The following is a 15,342-nucleotide window of genomic DNA, read 5'->3' on the forward strand; positions in this document are numbered from 1 at the left end:
ATGAAATACGCACTTCTGCTCATGGGACGCACACAGGATCCTGACTGCGGTGAGGACGGCGGAGCGGACCCTGAAGAATTCATGGCATTCGACAAGGAGATCAGCGAGGCGGGGATCGTCGTCGGCGGCTTCGCCCTCGAAGGACCCGAACTCGGGGTCCGGGTGAGCGGATCCGGAGGCGAATCGCTTGTCACCTCGGGCCCGTTCGCCGAATCGAACGAGTTCGTCGGCGGCAGCTACGTCATCGACGTCGCCGATATCGACGAGGCGATCGCCTGGGCGAAGAAGAGCCCCGCAGCCAAGGCCGGACACATCGAGATCCGTCCGGTGGCCGACTACTGATGGACCCCGACCCCGATGCGGCCGCCCGCGTCCTCAGCGCCATCGGCGAGGAGGACTACGGGCGGCTGCTCGCGGCGCTGGTCACCCGGTTCCGTGACTTCGACCTCGCCGAGGAGGCCCTCCACGATGCCGTGCTGCGCGCGGTCGAGACGTGGTCGGGCAGGGGAGTGCCCGAACGCCCTCAGGCGTGGCTGATGGCCACGGCGAAGAACCGCGCCATCGATCTCATCCGCTCCGATGAGGCGCGCACCCGGCATCTCGCCCGCCTACGCATCGAGGACGAGCTGCGACCAGGTGACCACGACGATCACGCGGAGCGCCTCGGCGAGGAGATGGATGCCGCGGATCTGCCCGACGAGCGCCTCGGCTTGTTCTTCACCTGCTCCCACCCGACCCTGCGCGAGGACGAACGCATCGTGCTCATCCTGCGCTTCCTCTCGGGGCTGACCACCGCCGAGGTGGCCGCCGGGTTCCTCATCGAGACCGCGACGATGCAACAGCGGATCGTCCGTGCCAAACAGCGGATCCTCAAGACCGGGATTCCCTTCGGCCGCCCAGCGCCCGATGAACTCGGCAACCGGCTGCCCGGAGTGCTGCGCGTCCTCTATCTCATCTTCACTCAGGGCATCAACGCCACTGCAGGACCCGAACATACTCGAGTCGATCTGCAGCACGAAGCCATCCGGCTGACCCGACTGCTCGTCGGATACCTGCCCGAGCAGACCGAAGCCCGTGGCCTGCTGGCTCTGCTTCTGCTCACACGGGCACGTGAGACCGCCCGTGTGACGCCGGATGGCCGGCCGGTGCCGCTGGCCGAGCAGGACCGCAGCCTGTGGGACTCACGCCTCATCGCCGAAGGGACCGGACTCGTCGACGTGGCCGCCGGCGAACCGGGAGCCGGGGCATTCACCATCCAGGCGGCGATCGCCGCCCTTCACGCCGACGCCGCGCGATTCGCCGACACGGATTGGAAGCAGATCCTCGTGCTCTATCGGATGCTGTCCGGCCTCGATCCGTCGCCGGTCGTCGCTCTCAACACCGCGATCGCCCTCGGGCAGGTCTCGGGTCCCGAAGCGGCCATGAGCGCACTCGGTGAACTGGCCCACGATCCGCAGCTGCTGCGTTACCGGCCCTTCCACATCGCACGGGCGATCACCCTCGACGAACTCGGTCGTACGGCGGAGGCCGAGGACGCCTATGCCGCGGGTCTGGAATGTCCCGGCAACGATGCCGAATCCGAATACATCACTGCCCGGATCACCGATCTTCGACGGTGATCCGGGCAGGGACTTCTGTGTTCGTGACTCCTGACCGCAGGCCGGAGCGAACGGAGGCAGGAGCGGGAGCGGCTCAGGCGGCGAAGCGGATGATCGCCTCACCGGACTTCACCGAGGCGCCTGCGCCGACGAGCACCTCGGAGACGGTGCCGGAGTGGCCGGCCTTGAGCGGCTGTTCCATCTTCATGGCCTCGATGACGGCGAGGGTGTCACCGGCTTCGACGGTGTCACCGGGGTTGACGGAGACGGAGACGATGGTGCCCTGCATGGGAGCGTTGAGCGCATTCGAGTCGTCGGCGATCTTCGCACCCTTGCGGCTGCTCAGCCCGCGCTTGCGCCGCGGCACGCTGGGGCTGGGAACATGACCGAGGTCCGAGATGACGTCCTTGGGGACCGAAACGGTCATGCGGCGGCCATCGACCTCGACCACAACGCTGAAGCTGTCGGTTGCAGTACTCATCTGTTCTCCTAGCTGTGGATCGACAAGCGGATTGACGAAAGCGGTTTCGAGCCAGTTGGTCCAGACCTTGAAATCGGTCGCGAAGGCCTGTTCGTTCACGAGCACCCGATGCAGCGGCAGCAGCGTCGAGACGCCCTCGATGCGGTATTCGGACAGGGCCCGGCGTGCTCGTGCCAGGGCCTCGTCACGGGTGGCACCCGTGACGACGAGCTTGGCCAGCATCGGGTCGAAGTCCGTGCCGACGACGCTGCCTTCGCCGATGCCGGAATCCAGACGCACTCCGGGACCCGAAGGTGCACGGTAGTTCTTCACTGCGCCGGTGGCGGGGAAGAACGTCGTGGGGTCTTCGGCGTTGATGCGGAACTGGAAGGAGTGTCCGCGCACGGCGGGGAATTCGTCGGGCAGCGCCTCGCCCGAAGCGATGCGCACCTGCCAACCGACGAGGTCGACTCCGGTGACCTCCTCGGTGACGGTGTGCTCGACCTGGATGCGCGCGTTGGCTTCCATGAAGATGATCGTGCCGTCCTCGCCGAGGAGGAACTCACACGTCGCGGCGCCGACGTAGCCGACGTGGGCGAGCAGGCGAGACGAGGCTTCGGAGACGATGCGCTCCTGTTCGGCGGTGAGGAACGGAGCGGGTGCTTCCTCGATGATCTTCTGGTTGCGGCGCTGCAGAGTGCAGTCACGCGTGGACACGATCCGCACGTTGCCGTGGGCATCGGCCAGGCACTGGGTCTCGAGGTGACGGGGGCGCACGATCTGCTTCTCGATGAGGCACTCACCGCGCCCGAAGGCACTCTGTGCCTCGCGGGTCGCTGCAGTATAGGCGGCTTCGAGGTCTTCGGCAGCAGCGCAGGCGCGGAAGCCACGCCCGCCTCCGCCGTGGACGGCCTTGACGACGACGGGGAACCCGATCCGGTCGGCCACCTCGGCGGCCTCTGTCAGATCGGCTACGGCGCCGTCGGAACCGGGCGCAACCGGAGCGTCGACGGCTTCGGCGACGGCACGGGCTCCGGACTTGTCACCGAGGAGTTCGATCGCCGCCGGGGGAGGACCGACCCAGATCAGCCCGGCATCGATGACGGCCTGCGCGAACTGCGCGTTCTCGGCCATGTAGCCGTAACCGGGGTGGACGGCATCGGCGCCGGAGCGCTTTGCCAAGGCGAGGATCTTCTCGATGTCGAGATACGTCTCCCCGGCTCCGGAACCGTCCAGCAGCCACGCGTCGTCGGCGAGTTCGACGAAGTCGGCATCGGAATCGGCGCGAGTGTACACGGCGACGGCCTTGATACCGAGGTCGTGGGCGGCCCGGATGATGCGCAGAGCGATCTCACCGCGGTTGGCGATGAGGACTCGGCGGACGGCCCCGGTCGGAACAGTGGTGCTCAGTACCGAGGTCGTGGAGTCGGAGAGGACTGTGGTCATGGTGCTCCTTTGTACGATCACAGAACAATTTAGAGAACAGCACCAAGGGTTTGTAGGACAGCGATAAAAAATTGGGACGAGAACTTCAATGTCCTCGGGCGTGTCACCGGACCAGGGTCGAGTCTACCGCTTGAGAGTCCACAGATCGGGCCAGAACAGGCCCATGTCGGTGACCAATTCGCGCACGACGGGCAGGCTGAGGCCGAGCACGGTGAGGTGGTCGCCGTCGAGCCGGTCGACGAAGGCCCCACCGTAGCCGTCGATCGTCAGCGCCCCGGCCACGTGGAAGGGCTCTTCGGTGGCGATGTACGCTTCGAGCTCCTCCGTGCTGGGTGAGCCGATGAGCACCGAGGTGGCCGACCGCTGCGAGCGCAGCGCGCCGAGTTCGAAGGGCGCCGAGTCGGTTCGACCGGCAGGGGCGGGGCTGTCACCGCTGCTGTCAGCTCCCGCTCGTCCGGCTGTGCCGTTCGCTGGCTGCGCCCGCGTGAGCACTGCGACCGTATGGCCCGAATGCAGCTGTGTCCACTGACCGGCGATCGCCGACCACACGTTGCGAGTGCGATCGGCCGTTCCCGGTTTGCCGATGGCCTGTCCGTCGAATTCGAGCAGGGAATCCCCGGCGATGACGACCACGGTGTCCGCGCCGTCAAGTGTCGGGGGAGCGGACGTGATGATCCGGTCGATGACCGCACGCGCCTTCGCCTCCGACAACGCTGTGGTGAGTTCGCCGACGGAGCCGGTGAAATCGTCCTCGATGGCACGTTCGTCGACCTCGGAGACGATGATGACCGGGTCGATCCCGCCGTCCCGGAGGATCTGGCGACGTGAAGGAGATTGGGAGGCGAGGACGACGGGGATCACGAGGCTGCTTCCGAACGATTCGGGACCGGTTCGGGGCTGGCGTCTTCTGTCACTGCTGTTTTTTCGGCATCTGGCTGCGCCTCGGCGCCGGTCTGCGCCTCGATATCCGAATCGTTCTGAGCAGCAGATTGCGCCTCGGCGCCGGGGACCAGTTCGTGTCGGCGGGCGGTTTCGCCCTTCTCGGGGATGTCGAGGCTGCGGTCGACGACGACCGGTGCATCGATGCGTTCGGCGATTGCGGCCAGCAGCGTCGAGGACAGTTGCGCATAGCCGAGTTCGCTGGGGAATCGGCCCGAGTCGTTGAGCAGAGACCGGCGTGTCGTTCCGCTCAGCGATCCCGTCGACCGCAGCGGAACCGCACGCGCGGCCAGGGCGGCCAGCCATTGAGAGCCGGCGAGGACCCGCGAGGTTCGGCGCAGCGACGTCTTGAGAGGATCGCGCAGCCCCGGCAGACCGCCGAGATTGGGGCAGACGAGAACGAACACGGTGTAGCGGCCCTCGCGTTGGAGCCGGTTGATGGCCTGGTTGAGCACGGGTACGCCGATGGTCGCCTGGATCGGGTGGATGATGTCGCCGGTGCCGATCGAGATGATCGCGAACCGGCGGTCGTCGCTCCAGCGGTCCGAGAGCTGGCGCGAGAGCCACGGCGAGCGCAGGACTTCGTCGACCTGTCGGTGCAGATCATCCGACAGTGCCGAGGGGCGTGCGGTTGTCTGGACCCGGACGGTGGTGCCGAGCATCCGCGCCAGGCCTCTCCCGATGAGGGTCGGGGGCGCCTGCTCCGGGTCGACGTCGACCCCGCACAGCCAGGAGTCGCCGATGATGGCAAGAGCGGCGGAGTCGTCATCGTCGTTGTCACGTGGGGCGGCGATCGCCTCGGTGAAGGTGGAGAAGCGACGGTTCTTGTCGTCGTCGAAGGAACGGCGCAGCGATCCGGCCTGGTGGCGGAGCAGTCCCGCCGCCGAGGCGCCGGCGCCGACGACGGTCGCCCCCATGGTCGCCAGCGTGTAGATCAAGCGTCTTCCCACTGATTTCCCTCCTCCGGCGTCATCATTGCACCTTTGTCACTGCATCAACAACTATTGTTGAGTCATGAGCGAAAACGATCAGCAGCATCCTCCGAACCGACTCCGAGGAGCATGGGAGGCGTTCCGGCGCGGACGCGGCTCCTCTCACTCCTCGTCCGAACCCGAAGCTACCCCATCGCAGGCAGTCAGTCCCGAGGAGATCGCACTCAGCCGAATCGAAGCCGAGGCCAAACCGTATGTGGCTCCCGGTCTCAAGCTAGCTGCCGCATGGTCGTGGCGGTCGATCGTCGTGCTCGTGGCGATCGGTGTGGCGCTGTGGCTCCTGTCGAAGATCTCCAGCGTCGTGCTGCCCGTGCTCATTGCTCTGCTGTTGGCAGCGCTGCTCGCGCCCCTGACCGGATGGCTGAAGAAGAAGGGCGTGCCTCGAGGAGGGGCCGCCGCGATCTCCTTCATCGGGTTCATCGTCGTCGTGCTCGGACTCTTCGGCCTCGTCGGTCAGCAGATCTATTCCGGCATGCCCGACCTCGTCAAACAGGTCATTGCCGGTGTGTCCGGGATCAGCGGATGGCTGGCTTCGAGCCCCTTCGGCATCGACGCAACGACGATCTCGAGCTATATCGACGACGCCATCAAAACCGCGACGAACTTCTTCCAGAACAACAGCAGCCAGCTTCTCGGCGGCGCCCTGGAGGCCACCTCCTCGGTGGGCACCTTCCTCACCGGTATGGCCGTCTGTCTGTTCGCGACGTTCTTCTTCCTCTACGACGGGCAGAACATCTTCAGGTGGGTGATGAACCTGCTGCCGGTCCCGGCCCGTCCCGTCGCCACGGGTGCCGCTCTGAAGGGGTGGACGACCCTCGTGCAGTACGTGAGGGTCCAGATCCTCGTCGCCGCCGTCGATGCGATCGGCATCGGCATCGGCGCTGCGTTCCTCGGGATCCCGCTGGTCATCCCCATGACCGTGCTCGTCTTCCTCACCTCGTTCGTCCCCGTCGTCGGAGCCATCGCCTCCGGTGCGGTCGCCGTGCTCGTGGCATTGGTATCGAACGGTCTGGTCAGTGCCGTCATCATGCTCGCGGTTGTCATTGCCGTCCAGCAGATCGAAAGCCAGGTGCTGCAGCCGTTCCTCATGGGCAAGGCAGTGTCGGTCCATCCGCTGGCTGTGATCCTCGCAGTCACCGGAGGCGGCTTCCTCTTCGGCATCGTCGGCGCTCTCTTCGCCGTTCCCTTGGTTGCCGTGCTCAACAGCGTCGTCAGCTATATCGTGCGTACGAACGCCGGTGATTCGGACGAAGACGAAGCGGAGGACGACGCCGAGCGTGACCCGGACGAACGCGAGGCCACGGCAGTCCTCGAGACGGCGAAGGAACGGCTCACCGATGCCGTCCACGAGTCCGCGGAAGACGAACGTGCATCAGGTTCCGGACAGACCGATTCGACGGAAACCGGATCAACCGGTCCGACCACGTCGGGTGAGACCGGTTCGGCCGAACCCGGACGGCCGAAGAAGGGCCCCGATGCCTGAGGCTCGGACCAGACGACCCGGCAGGACTCGTCTGAATCGGGGTCCGGAAGGACGCGCCTGAACCGGAATGAATAGAGAAGTGGGCGGGTGCGATCGCACCCGCCCACTTCTCTTTTCGGTCTCGATCAGCCGGTGAAGGCTTCGACGGAATCGACCTTGACCTCGATGGTCTTGCCGTTCGGAGCCTCGTATGAGGTCTTGTCTCCGGCCTTGACGCCGAGGACAGCCGCTCCGAGCGGCGACTTCTCCGAGAAGACGTCGATATCGGAGTCTCCGGCGATCTCGCGGTTGCCCAGCAGGAATCGCATGGAGTTGCCGGCAACGCTGGCGGTCACGACGGTTCCGGGTGCCACGGTCTTGCCGTCGCTGTCGCTGGAGCCGACCTTCGCGTTCCGCAGCAGCACCTCGAGTTGGCGGATGCGTGCTTCCTGTTTGCCCTGCTCATCACGCGCAGCGTGATAACCGCTGTTCTCCTTCAAGTCACCCTCGTCGCGGGCGGCTTCGATCTTCTCAGCAATCTCTGCACGACCCGGTCCGGAGAGATGCTCGAGTTCCTTCGACAGGCGGTCAAAGGCTTCCTGGGTCAACCATGTCTCTTCCTGGGTGACTTCCTCGGTCATGACTTCTCCTTCTTCGGTCGGTGCACTGACGGGCGTGTCAGGCAACGAAAAAACCGGGCGTATGGGCACGCCCGGAAGTTGAATGAAACTACAGTGTAACGCATCTGCGGAGAAAAACGATGAGTTCGATCACGTCCCCGGCCGTGAGGCGGAGGTTCGCGACCGCAAGATGCGTTCCCGTGCGAGAACTATTCGAAGAGACTCGTGCGACCGGGTTCCTGTGCTTCCACCAGGCGGTCGAAGCGGTCGAAGGTTCGGCCTATTCGAACCAGCAGGAGTCCACGTGGCCGGAGGCAGCCAGCTGAGTTGTGGCCAGGTCCACGTCGATGCGCTTCGGCGAATTCGGATCGGCGTTCGGATCGGCGGGAACGGTCACCTCGGTGAATCCGACGATCGCTTCCTGCTCATTCGTGGCCTGGACGATGCAGTGCACGTCGCGTTTCTGATCAGGAAATATTCCGACGCTGACGCGCGTTGAAGAATCGTCGACAACCGAATAGTCAAGGGTGCGCGGTGTTGTGGGATTCGTCTGCGGGCGGAATGCCCAGACAGCGATGACGGCGACCACCACGGCGAGGACGATGACGGCGATGATCTTCGCCCGACGACTCAGCTCTCGCTTGGGTCTGCTGGTCCGGCCGTAGCGATCATCATGCAGTGGTGGTGCCACTGTTACCTCAGTCATTGAATTCCTCTTTAAGTACTTCGCGCACTAATCTAGAGTAGTCGATCCTCTGCCGGCGATCATGTCAGCCGCAGCGCCGGCAGCAGGTGGCCACCAGGCTGAATCGAAAGGGACATTTAGGATATGACTTCGCTTCCGTACCATGGACTGCGCCTGTTGGCCGTCCATGCCCACCCCGACGACGAATCCTCCAAGGGTGCGGCAACGAGCGCGAAGTACGCTTCACTGGGTGCCCGGGTGCTCATCGCCACCATGACCGGTGGCGAGGCCGGCGATATCCTCAATCCCGCTCTCCTGCAGAGTCCGAAGGCCAGCCGCGACATCGCCGGTCTCCGTCGAGAGGAGATGGCGACCGCTGCCGCAGCCCTCGGCGCCGAACATGTCTGGGTCGGTCACGTCGACTCGGGACTGCCCGACGGCGATTTCGACAACCAGACTCCTCCCGGATGCTTCTATCGGGTTCCCGACGAGGTGGCGATGCTTCCCCTCGTGCACATCATCCGCACCTTCCGTCCTCAGGTGGTGACCACCTACGACGAGCTCGGCGGATATCCTCACCCCGACCACATCAAGAACCACGCTGTGACCATGGCCGCTGTCGAAGCCGCCGCAGATGCGACCTCGCATCCCGAGCTCGGCGAACCGTGGCAGGTGCAGAAGATCTACTTCAACCAGGACCTGTCGGCGAAGAAGTGGATCACGATCCACGAGAAGATGCTCGAGGCGGGACTCAAGTCCCCGTTCGCCGACCACCTCGAGGATTTCAAGAAGCGTGACAACCAGCGCCACAACTGGCTGAGCACCCGCATCTCCTGCTCCGAGTTCTTCTCTGCCCGCGATCGTGCGCTGCTCTCCCACGCCACTCAGATCGATCCCGAAGGCGGTTTCTTCTCCGCATCGCGCAAGGCCGCTCGTACGTATTGGCCGACCGAAGAGTTCGAGCTGGCTCTCGACCTCACCGACCGTGAGCCGCTGAACCGGGAACTGGACTTCCAAGAGACCGACCTGTTCGCCGCAGTGACCTTCGATGACGGTCGTCGCGTTCCCGCCGAGGGGATGCTCCCGGACTCGCCGGCTGCCGACGACCTCGACGCTGATTCCGCCGTCCCGACCGAAAGCGACACCCGCGCATGATCTTCGCGTCCTCTCCAGCCCCGACTCCGGACGGAGGCACACCGGACCCGGATCTGGTGACGCCCGGAACCGTCGGCTTCCTGGCCACCCTCGCCATCGTCGTCCTGACGATCTTCCTCATCAGGGACGCCCTGCGCCGTGTCCGTCGGGTGCGGGCGCACTCGGGCGCCAGCGATGCCTATCCGATCCCGCTGCGCAGGCATGTGGTGCCCAACCAGTCGAAGCTCTCAGGGCCGGAGGCACCCGAACCGGAGACCGCTGACAGCGACTCCGACGCGTCCGCCGATACCGGACCATCCGATGCAGATCGCCGAGGCGGCTCGGCGGAGGAGCCGATCGATTCCTCCGAATCCACCGACGAACGCAATGAACGAGCCTGAGCTCTGAGGCTTTGAGGTCCTGCGCACACAGACAACGGCGCGATCACCGATCGGTGATCGCGCCGTGTGCGTCCGTGCGGACTCAGTCGATTGGAGTTCAGTAGGCTGCGACGGCGGCGATGATGAGTGCGGCGAGGTGGCAGCCGTAGCCGAGGATCGTGAAGATGTGGAAGATCTCATGGAAGCCGAGCCACTTCGGTGAGGGGTTCGGGCGCTTGATCCCGTAGATCACCGCGCCGGCGATGTAGCACACGCCGCCGACTACGACGAGGAGTCCGACGGGGAAGTTCGTGGCCCAGATCTGGGGAATGTACCCGACTCCGGCGACGCCGAACCCGACGTAGATCGGGACGAAGAGCCACCTCGGTGCGGTGGTGAAGATCGTACGGAAGGCAGCGCCGAGTGCGGCGGCACCCCACAGCACGGACAGCAGGAGGACTGCCTGGTCGGTGCGGAGCATCAGCACTGCCAGCGGTGTGTACGTACCGGCGGTGATGAGGAAGATATTCGCGTGGTCGAGCCGCCGCAGGACGAGGCGGACGCGGGTGCGCCAGCGGCCTCGGTGATAGACGGCGGAGGTGCCGAAGAGCAGCATGCCGGTGACGGCGAAGATCGCGGCGGCGATGCGCGACTCGATGGTCGGGGAGATGATCACCAAAGCCAGGCCGCCGATCATCGCCAGAGGGAACGCCCCGGCGTGGAACCAACCGCGCAGCTTCGGCTTGACCTGACCCGCCAACTTCGTCAGTTCGGCGCGCAGTGCTGAGCGGCGACGGGCGATGCGGTGGTCATCGGCGGGCGGAACGTCATCCGCGCCCGCTGAACCGACCGGCCCGGCGCCGTCGGGAACGACCGGAGAGGAATCGGTGAGCGAAGCATTCATAGCTCCATGGTAGCCAGCGGACCTGAGGCCTCATTCAGCATCGTCGGCTAGTAGTCTGTACAGTATTCGAACCGACCGACGACCCATGTGGAAGAGGACAGCTGTGGCGCGACCCGTGAACCTGCTCTATCGGCTGTACGAGCGACGGCTCAAACGTGAGCTCGACAAGTCGGTTCCGGTTCCACGTCACGTCGGGGTCATCACCGATGGCAACCGCAGGTGGGCCAAGGAGTTCGGTGCGACGACCGCTGACGGTCACCGCGCCGGAGCGGCGAAGATCGTCGAGTTCCTCGGCTGGTGCCACGAGATCGATGTGGAGATCGTCACTCTCTACGTTCTGTCCAAAGAGAACCTCGCCCGTTCGGCAGAAGAGGTGTCGATCCTCATCGAGATCATCTCGGACCTGGTGGAGAAGATCGCGGCTCTCGACGGCGTCGGCGTCCAGCTCGTCGGTGATCTCGACATCGTTCCCCCGGATCTGCGTGCCCGCCTCGAAGCGGTGTCGACGACCGAGGACTGTGGAATGCGCGTCAACGTCGCCGTCGGCTACGGCGGTCGGCAGGAGATCGTCAATGCTGTAAAGTCCCTGCTGCGCACACGGTCCGACGACGGCATGGACCTGGAGTCGATCATCTCCGAACTGTCGCCGGAGCAGATCGGCGAACACCTCTACACCAAGGGCCAACCCGATCCCGACCTCATCATCCGCTCCTCGGGAGAGCAGCGACTCTCCGGCTTCCTCATGTGGCAGAGCGCCTATTCGGAGTTCTATTTCTGCGAAGCCTATTGGCCGGACTTCCGCCGTACGGACTTCCTCCGAGCCGTGCGCGACTACGGTCTGCGGCAGCGGCGCTTCGGCAAATAGGTCGTGCCCGCCGCCGGCGAGACCCAGCGGCCGTCTGACGGGGGAATCCCGCATTCACTCGAAGTTCATGACCCTGACTTGCCCGAGCACGCGTGCCGCTACCGCCTGCGGGGGCGAACCGGGTTAGGTTGGCTGTAGTTGGTCGACACCAACCCGAGATCGGGGGATGTCAGAACCGGATCTCGGCGGAACTCACGCCTCAGAGGTCCTCATGGCTGAAAAAGTCCACACCTACGTTCTCGACACCTCGGTGCTGCTGTCGGATCCCGGAGCGCTTCTGCGCTTCGCCGAACACCACGTCGTCATCCCGCTCATCGTCGTCTCCGAACTCGAGGGCAAACGCAATCATCCCGAACTCGGATTCACCGCACGCAAAGCCCTCCACATCCTCGACGACTTCCGTTCCGACTACGACCGGTTGGATCAGCCCATTCCCGTCGGTGACGCAGGCGGAACGCTGCGGGTCGAGCTCAACCACATCGACGCCTCCACGATGCCGGTCGGCTTCGACCGGACGGAGAACGACACCCGCATCCTGGCCGTGGCCCGCAACCTCTCTGCCGAAGGCTGTGACGTGGTTGTCGTGACCAAGGACGTGCCGATGCGAGTGAAAGCTTCGGCCCTGGGTCTGCACGCGGAGGAGTATCTGGCGGAGCTGGCCGTCGACTCCGGGTTCACCGGGATGAGCGAGCTCGGCCTCGACGACGAGCAGATGAACGAGTTCTACGATTCGGGGTCGGTCGTCACCGAGGATGTCTCCGACGAGGTGGTCAACACCGGGGTCGTCATCACCTCACCGCGCGGATCCGGACTGGGACGTGTGCGCAGCGGCAACCGAGTGTCGATGGTGCGCGGGGATCGTGACATCTTCGGCGTCCACGGACGGTCGGCAGAACAGCGGATCGCCATCGACATGCTGCTCGACGACGCCCTGGGGATCGTGTCGATGGGAGGGCGAGCCGGAACGGGGAAGTCCGCGCTGGCCCTCATGGCAGGTCTGCAGAAGGTGCTCGAGGAGAACAAGCACTCGAAGATCATGGTCTTCCGTCCCCTCTACGCAGTGGGCGGACAGAACCTCGGCTACCTGCCCGGCAGCGAAGGTGAGAAGATGAACCCCTGGGCGGAGGCCGTATTCGACACCCTCAGTGCGCTGGTGAGCAAGAACGTCATCGACGAGGTGGTCAACAGGGAGATCCTCGAGGTGCTTCCGCTCACCCACATCCGCGGACGGTCCCTCCACGATGCATTCGTCATCGTCGATGAAGCGCAGTCGTTGGAGCGCAATGTTCTGCTGACCGTGCTCTCACGCATCGGAATGAACTCGAAGGTGGTGCTCACCCACGATGTCGCCCAGCGCGACAACCTGCGAGTAGGCAGGCACGACGGAGTCGCCGCGGTGATCGAGAAGCTCAAAGGCCACGAACTGTTCGCGCATGTCACGCTGACGCGGTCGGAGCGGTCGGAGATCGCTGCCCTGGTCACCGATGTACTCGAGGAATTCGACCCGTTCCGGTCCTGAGCCTCTGCTCCGGTCGCCGACCGATCACGTTACCGCCGATGTCGCGTGCTGTTCGGTGAGCGGTCGACGCTGGGGTGGGCGGTCGACGGGACTCGAAATGGGCCGCCAACACGAAACGGCGCCCGGACGGTATCCGTCCGGGCGCCGTTTCGTTCTGTCAGATCGGAGGCTTACTTGTAGCTGCCGATCATGGTGGTGACGTCGAGGGCCTTGTCGAGGTCCGCCTCGGTGATGGAGCCGTTCTCGACGAAGCCGAGCGCGATCGTCGCTTCCTTGACGGTCATCTTCTCAGCCACGGCGTGCTTCGCGATCTTCGCGGCCGCCTCGTAGCCGATGACCTTGTTCAGCGGGGTGACGATGGAGGGGCTCGCCTCGGCGAGGAAGCGGGCACGCTCCTCGTTGGCGGTGAGTCCGTCGATCATCTTCTCGGCCATGACGGTCGAGGCGTTCGCGAGCAGGCGGATCGACTCGAGCAGGTTCGAGGCCATGACGGGGATGCCGACGTTGAGCTCGAACGCGCCGTTGGTCGACGACAGCGACACGGAGGTGTCATTGCCGATGACCTGTGCGGCGACCTGAATGGTGGCCTCGCAGATGACCGGGTTGACCTTGCCGGGCATGATCGACGAACCGGGCTGCAGGTCGGGGATGGCGATCTCGCCGAGGCCGGTGTTCGGTCCCGAACCCATCCAGCGCAGGTCGTTGCAGATCTTCATGTAGCCGTAGGCGATGGTCCGCAGCTGACCGGAGGCCTCGACGAGTCCGTCGCGGTTGGCCTGGGCCTCGAAGTGGTTGCGAGCCTCGGTGATCGGCAGTCCGGTCTCCTCGGCGAGGATCTCGACCACGCGGGAGGAGAAGCCGTCGGGGGTGTTGATGCCGGTGCCCACAGCGGTTCCGCCCTGCGGGACCTCTGCCACGCGCGGCAGGGAAGCCTCGATGCGCTCGATTCCGTAACGGACCTGAGCTGCGTAGCCGCCGAACTCCTGACCGAGAGTCACCGGAGTGGCATCCATGAGGTGGGTGCGTCCGGACTTGACGATCGAGGAGAACTCCTTCGCCTTCTTCTCCAGCGAAGTCGCCAGGGTGTCCATGGCCGGGATGAGGGTGTTGACCAGGGCCTTGGTCACTGCCAGGTGCACCGAGGTGGGGAAGACGTCGTTCGACGACTGCGAAGCGTTGACGTGGTCGTTCGGGTGGACGTTGATTCCGTCGGCTTCGAGCGCCTTGGTCGCCAACGAGGCAAGGACCTCGTTGGTGTTCATGTTCGACGAGGTTCCCGAGCCGGTCTGGAACACGTCGATCGGGAAGTGGGCGTCGAACTCGCCTGCGATGACCCGGTCGGCGGCGTTCTGGATGGCTGTGGCGCGGGCCTCGTCAAGCACGCCGAGTTCGGCGTTGGCCTTCGCAGCGGCCTTCTTCACCTGAGCCAGTGCGGCGATGTGAGCGGATTCGAGGGTCTTGCCCGAGATCGGGAAGTTCTCGACGGCACGCTGGGTCTGTGCGCTGTAGAGGGCGTCCTTGGGGACTTTGACCTCACCCATGGTGTCGTGTTCGATGCGAAATTCTTCGGTCATTGTTGTCCTTTCCGTTGGGTGCCTGGGAAATGATTGCGGAGCTCAGGCTCGTTGGGAGACTGAACGGCTGTCCACCGAGGTGGCTGGTCGCTCAGGAAGCATAGGTGGAGACCGCGGCCTCGTCGCCTCCGTATTGGGCGACGACCGTAGTGTGGCCGTCGTGGAGTTGGTAGGTGAGTCCGACGATGATGAGTCGGCCGTCGTCGACGGCGGTCTTGATGATCGTGGACAGCTGCATGATCTTGTCGACCGTGTCCATGGTGTTCTGCCCGACGGTCTCGTTGATCGTGGTGCGCCCGTTCTTTCGGGCCCGGGCCACTGTCGGCAGGATGCGGGCGACGACGTCGGAGATGAATCCCGGGGGAGTCTCACCCGAGTCGTAGGCGTTGTAGGCGGCGGTCACGGCCCCGCAGCTGTCGTGGCCGAGCACGACGAGCAGGGGAGTGCCGAGCATCTCGACTCCGTATTCGAGCGAGCCCAAGGTTACCGGGTCGACGACCTGTCCGGCATTGCGCACGACGAACATGTCACCGAGGCCGACATCGAAGATCATCTCTGCGGCGACTCGGGAATCCGAGCAGCCGAAGAGAGTGACGAACGGGGTCTGGCTGCCCGACAGTGACTCACGTCGCGCCGTGTCCTGGTTGGGGTGCTGAGGGACATCGTCGACGAAACGCTGGTTTCCCTCGAGGAGTCGCTTCCACGCCTGATTGGGCATTGCTTTCGCACCTGCTTCCGAGTTGTGTGCATCGCGCCCGGGACCG

The 15,342-nt window shown here is 64.8% G+C and carries 15 protein-coding genes; 7 read left to right on the forward strand and 8 right to left on the reverse strand.

Going from position 1 to position 15,342, the window contains the following annotated elements; genetic code table 11:
• Entirely contained in the window at window positions 1–342 is a 342-nt protein-coding gene (locus tag HIM68_RS01025; protein ID WP_139907488.1) for a YciI family protein, read from the forward strand.
• Window positions 342–1,619, forward strand: coding sequence for an RNA polymerase sigma factor (locus HIM68_RS01030; RefSeq protein WP_172168888.1), 1,278 nt, complete (start codon window positions 342–344; stop codon window positions 1,617–1,619). The genes HIM68_RS01025 and HIM68_RS01030 overlap by 1 nt, the downstream gene beginning before the upstream one ends.
• A 73-nt stretch (window positions 1,620–1,692) precedes the next feature.
• Here HIM68_RS01030 and HIM68_RS01035 read toward each other — a convergent pair whose 3' ends face one another.
• From HIM68_RS01035 to HIM68_RS01045, 3 genes are all read right to left on the reverse strand, one after another.
• Window positions 1,693–3,504: a biotin carboxylase N-terminal domain-containing protein gene (locus HIM68_RS01035; RefSeq protein ID WP_139907490.1), complete on the reverse strand. Its 1,812-nt coding sequence runs from the start codon at window positions 3,502–3,504 to the stop codon at window positions 1,693–1,695.
• A gap of 123 nt (window positions 3,505–3,627) precedes the next feature.
• Window positions 3,628–4,365, reverse strand: coding sequence for a Maf family protein (locus HIM68_RS01040; protein WP_172168890.1), 738 nt, complete (start codon window positions 4,363–4,365; stop codon window positions 3,628–3,630).
• The gene (locus HIM68_RS01045) at window positions 4,362–5,393 is read right to left on the reverse strand and encodes an SGNH/GDSL hydrolase family protein (protein WP_258041932.1); all 1,032 of its coding nucleotides are present in this window, start codon (window positions 5,391–5,393) and stop codon (window positions 4,362–4,364) included. Before HIM68_RS01045 ends, HIM68_RS01040 begins: the two co-directional genes overlap by 4 nt.
• Before the next feature lie 64 nt (window positions 5,394–5,457).
• Between HIM68_RS01045 and HIM68_RS01050 the strand changes: the two genes are divergently transcribed.
• A complete protein-coding gene (locus HIM68_RS01050) occupies window positions 5,458–6,918 on the forward strand; it encodes an AI-2E family transporter (RefSeq protein WP_172168892.1) in 1,461 nt (486 codons plus the stop codon).
• Between the two features lie 125 nt (window positions 6,919–7,043).
• Here the strand turns inward: HIM68_RS01050 and greA are convergent, their stop codons facing one another.
• Both greA and HIM68_RS01060 read right to left on the reverse strand, forming a co-directional pair.
• Window positions 7,044–7,538: a transcription elongation factor GreA gene (gene greA / locus HIM68_RS01055; protein WP_101546580.1), complete on the reverse strand. Its 495-nt coding sequence runs from the start codon at window positions 7,536–7,538 to the stop codon at window positions 7,044–7,046.
• A 259-nt stretch (window positions 7,539–7,797) separates the two neighbouring features.
• On the reverse strand, window positions 7,798–8,223 hold the full coding sequence (locus tag HIM68_RS01060; protein ID WP_139466807.1) for a DUF4307 domain-containing protein: 426 nt from the start codon (window positions 8,221–8,223) through the stop codon (window positions 7,798–7,800).
• 123 nt (window positions 8,224–8,346) lie between these two features.
• Here HIM68_RS01060 and mca point away from each other — a divergent pair, with 123 nt between their 5' ends.
• Together mca and HIM68_RS18785 are read left to right on the forward strand one after the other, a co-directional pair.
• Complete coding sequence (gene mca, locus HIM68_RS01065) at window positions 8,347–9,357, forward strand: mycothiol conjugate amidase Mca (protein WP_139466809.1); 1,011 nt, start codon at window positions 8,347–8,349, stop codon at window positions 9,355–9,357.
• The gene (locus HIM68_RS18785) at window positions 9,354–9,737 is read left to right on the forward strand and encodes a hypothetical protein (RefSeq protein ID WP_180345505.1); all 384 of its coding nucleotides are present in this window, start codon (window positions 9,354–9,356) and stop codon (window positions 9,735–9,737) included. Before mca ends, HIM68_RS18785 begins: the two co-directional genes overlap by 4 nt.
• A gap of 97 nt (window positions 9,738–9,834) precedes the next feature.
• Here the strand turns inward: HIM68_RS18785 and HIM68_RS01075 are convergent, their stop codons facing one another.
• The gene (locus HIM68_RS01075; RefSeq protein ID WP_172168894.1) at window positions 9,835–10,620 is read right to left on the reverse strand and encodes a hemolysin III family protein; all 786 of its coding nucleotides are present in this window, start codon (window positions 10,618–10,620) and stop codon (window positions 9,835–9,837) included.
• A gap of 103 nt (window positions 10,621–10,723) precedes the next feature.
• Between HIM68_RS01075 and HIM68_RS01080 the strand changes: the two genes are divergently transcribed.
• Window positions 10,724–11,485, forward strand: coding sequence for an isoprenyl transferase (locus tag HIM68_RS01080; RefSeq protein ID WP_367647409.1), 762 nt, complete (start codon window positions 10,724–10,726; stop codon window positions 11,483–11,485).
• A 211-nt stretch (window positions 11,486–11,696) separates the two neighbouring features.
• A complete protein-coding gene (locus HIM68_RS01085; protein WP_139907495.1) occupies window positions 11,697–13,004 on the forward strand; it encodes a PhoH family protein in 1,308 nt (435 codons plus the stop codon).
• A 170-nt stretch (window positions 13,005–13,174) separates the two neighbouring features.
• On the opposite strand, the gene HIM68_RS01090 is transcribed toward HIM68_RS01085, so the two are convergent.
• Together HIM68_RS01090 and HIM68_RS01095 are read right to left on the reverse strand one after the other, a co-directional pair.
• Window positions 13,175–14,578, reverse strand: a complete 1,404-nt coding sequence (locus HIM68_RS01090) for a class II fumarate hydratase (protein WP_139466818.1) — start codon at window positions 14,576–14,578, stop codon at window positions 13,175–13,177.
• A gap of 91 nt (window positions 14,579–14,669) precedes the next feature.
• Complete coding sequence (locus tag HIM68_RS01095) at window positions 14,670–15,296, reverse strand: carbonic anhydrase (protein ID WP_139907497.1); 627 nt, start codon at window positions 15,294–15,296, stop codon at window positions 14,670–14,672.
• Window positions 15,297–15,342 lie beyond the last annotated feature (46 nt).

The organism is Brevibacterium sp. CT2-23B, from assembly GCF_013168765.1.
Taxonomy (GTDB): domain Bacteria; phylum Actinomycetota; class Actinomycetes; order Actinomycetales; family Brevibacteriaceae; genus Brevibacterium; species Brevibacterium sediminis.

Excerpts from the sequence above, each read along its gene's own strand:
- HIM68_RS01025 (WP_139907488.1), top strand. The coding sequence starts at position 1 with ATGAAATACGCACTTCTGCTCATGGGACGCACACAGGATCCTGACTGC.
- greA (WP_101546580.1), bottom strand. The coding sequence starts at position 7,538 with ATGACCGAGGAAGTCACCCAGGAAGAGACATGGTTGACCCAGGAAGCC.
- mca (WP_139466809.1), top strand. The coding sequence starts at position 8,347 with ATGACTTCGCTTCCGTACCATGGACTGCGCCTGTTGGCCGTCCATGCC.
- HIM68_RS01050 (WP_172168892.1), top strand. The coding sequence starts at position 5,458 with ATGAGCGAAAACGATCAGCAGCATCCTCCGAACCGACTCCGAGGAGCA.
- HIM68_RS01035 (WP_139907490.1), bottom strand. The coding sequence starts at position 3,504 with ATGACCACAGTCCTCTCCGACTCCACGACCTCGGTACTGAGCACCACT.
- HIM68_RS01085 (WP_139907495.1), top strand. The coding sequence starts at position 11,697 with ATGGCTGAAAAAGTCCACACCTACGTTCTCGACACCTCGGTGCTGCTG.
- HIM68_RS01090 (WP_139466818.1), bottom strand. The coding sequence starts at position 14,578 with ATGACCGAAGAATTTCGCATCGAACACGACACCATGGGTGAGGTCAAA.
- HIM68_RS01030 (WP_172168888.1), top strand. The coding sequence starts at position 342 with ATGGACCCCGACCCCGATGCGGCCGCCCGCGTCCTCAGCGCCATCGGC.
- HIM68_RS01095 (WP_139907497.1), bottom strand. The coding sequence starts at position 15,296 with ATGCCCAATCAGGCGTGGAAGCGACTCCTCGAGGGAAACCAGCGTTTC.
- HIM68_RS18785 (WP_180345505.1), top strand. The coding sequence starts at position 9,354 with ATGATCTTCGCGTCCTCTCCAGCCCCGACTCCGGACGGAGGCACACCG.
- HIM68_RS01060 (WP_139466807.1), bottom strand. The coding sequence starts at position 8,223 with ATGACTGAGGTAACAGTGGCACCACCACTGCATGATGATCGCTACGGC.
- HIM68_RS01075 (WP_172168894.1), bottom strand. The coding sequence starts at position 10,620 with ATGAATGCTTCGCTCACCGATTCCTCTCCGGTCGTTCCCGACGGCGCC.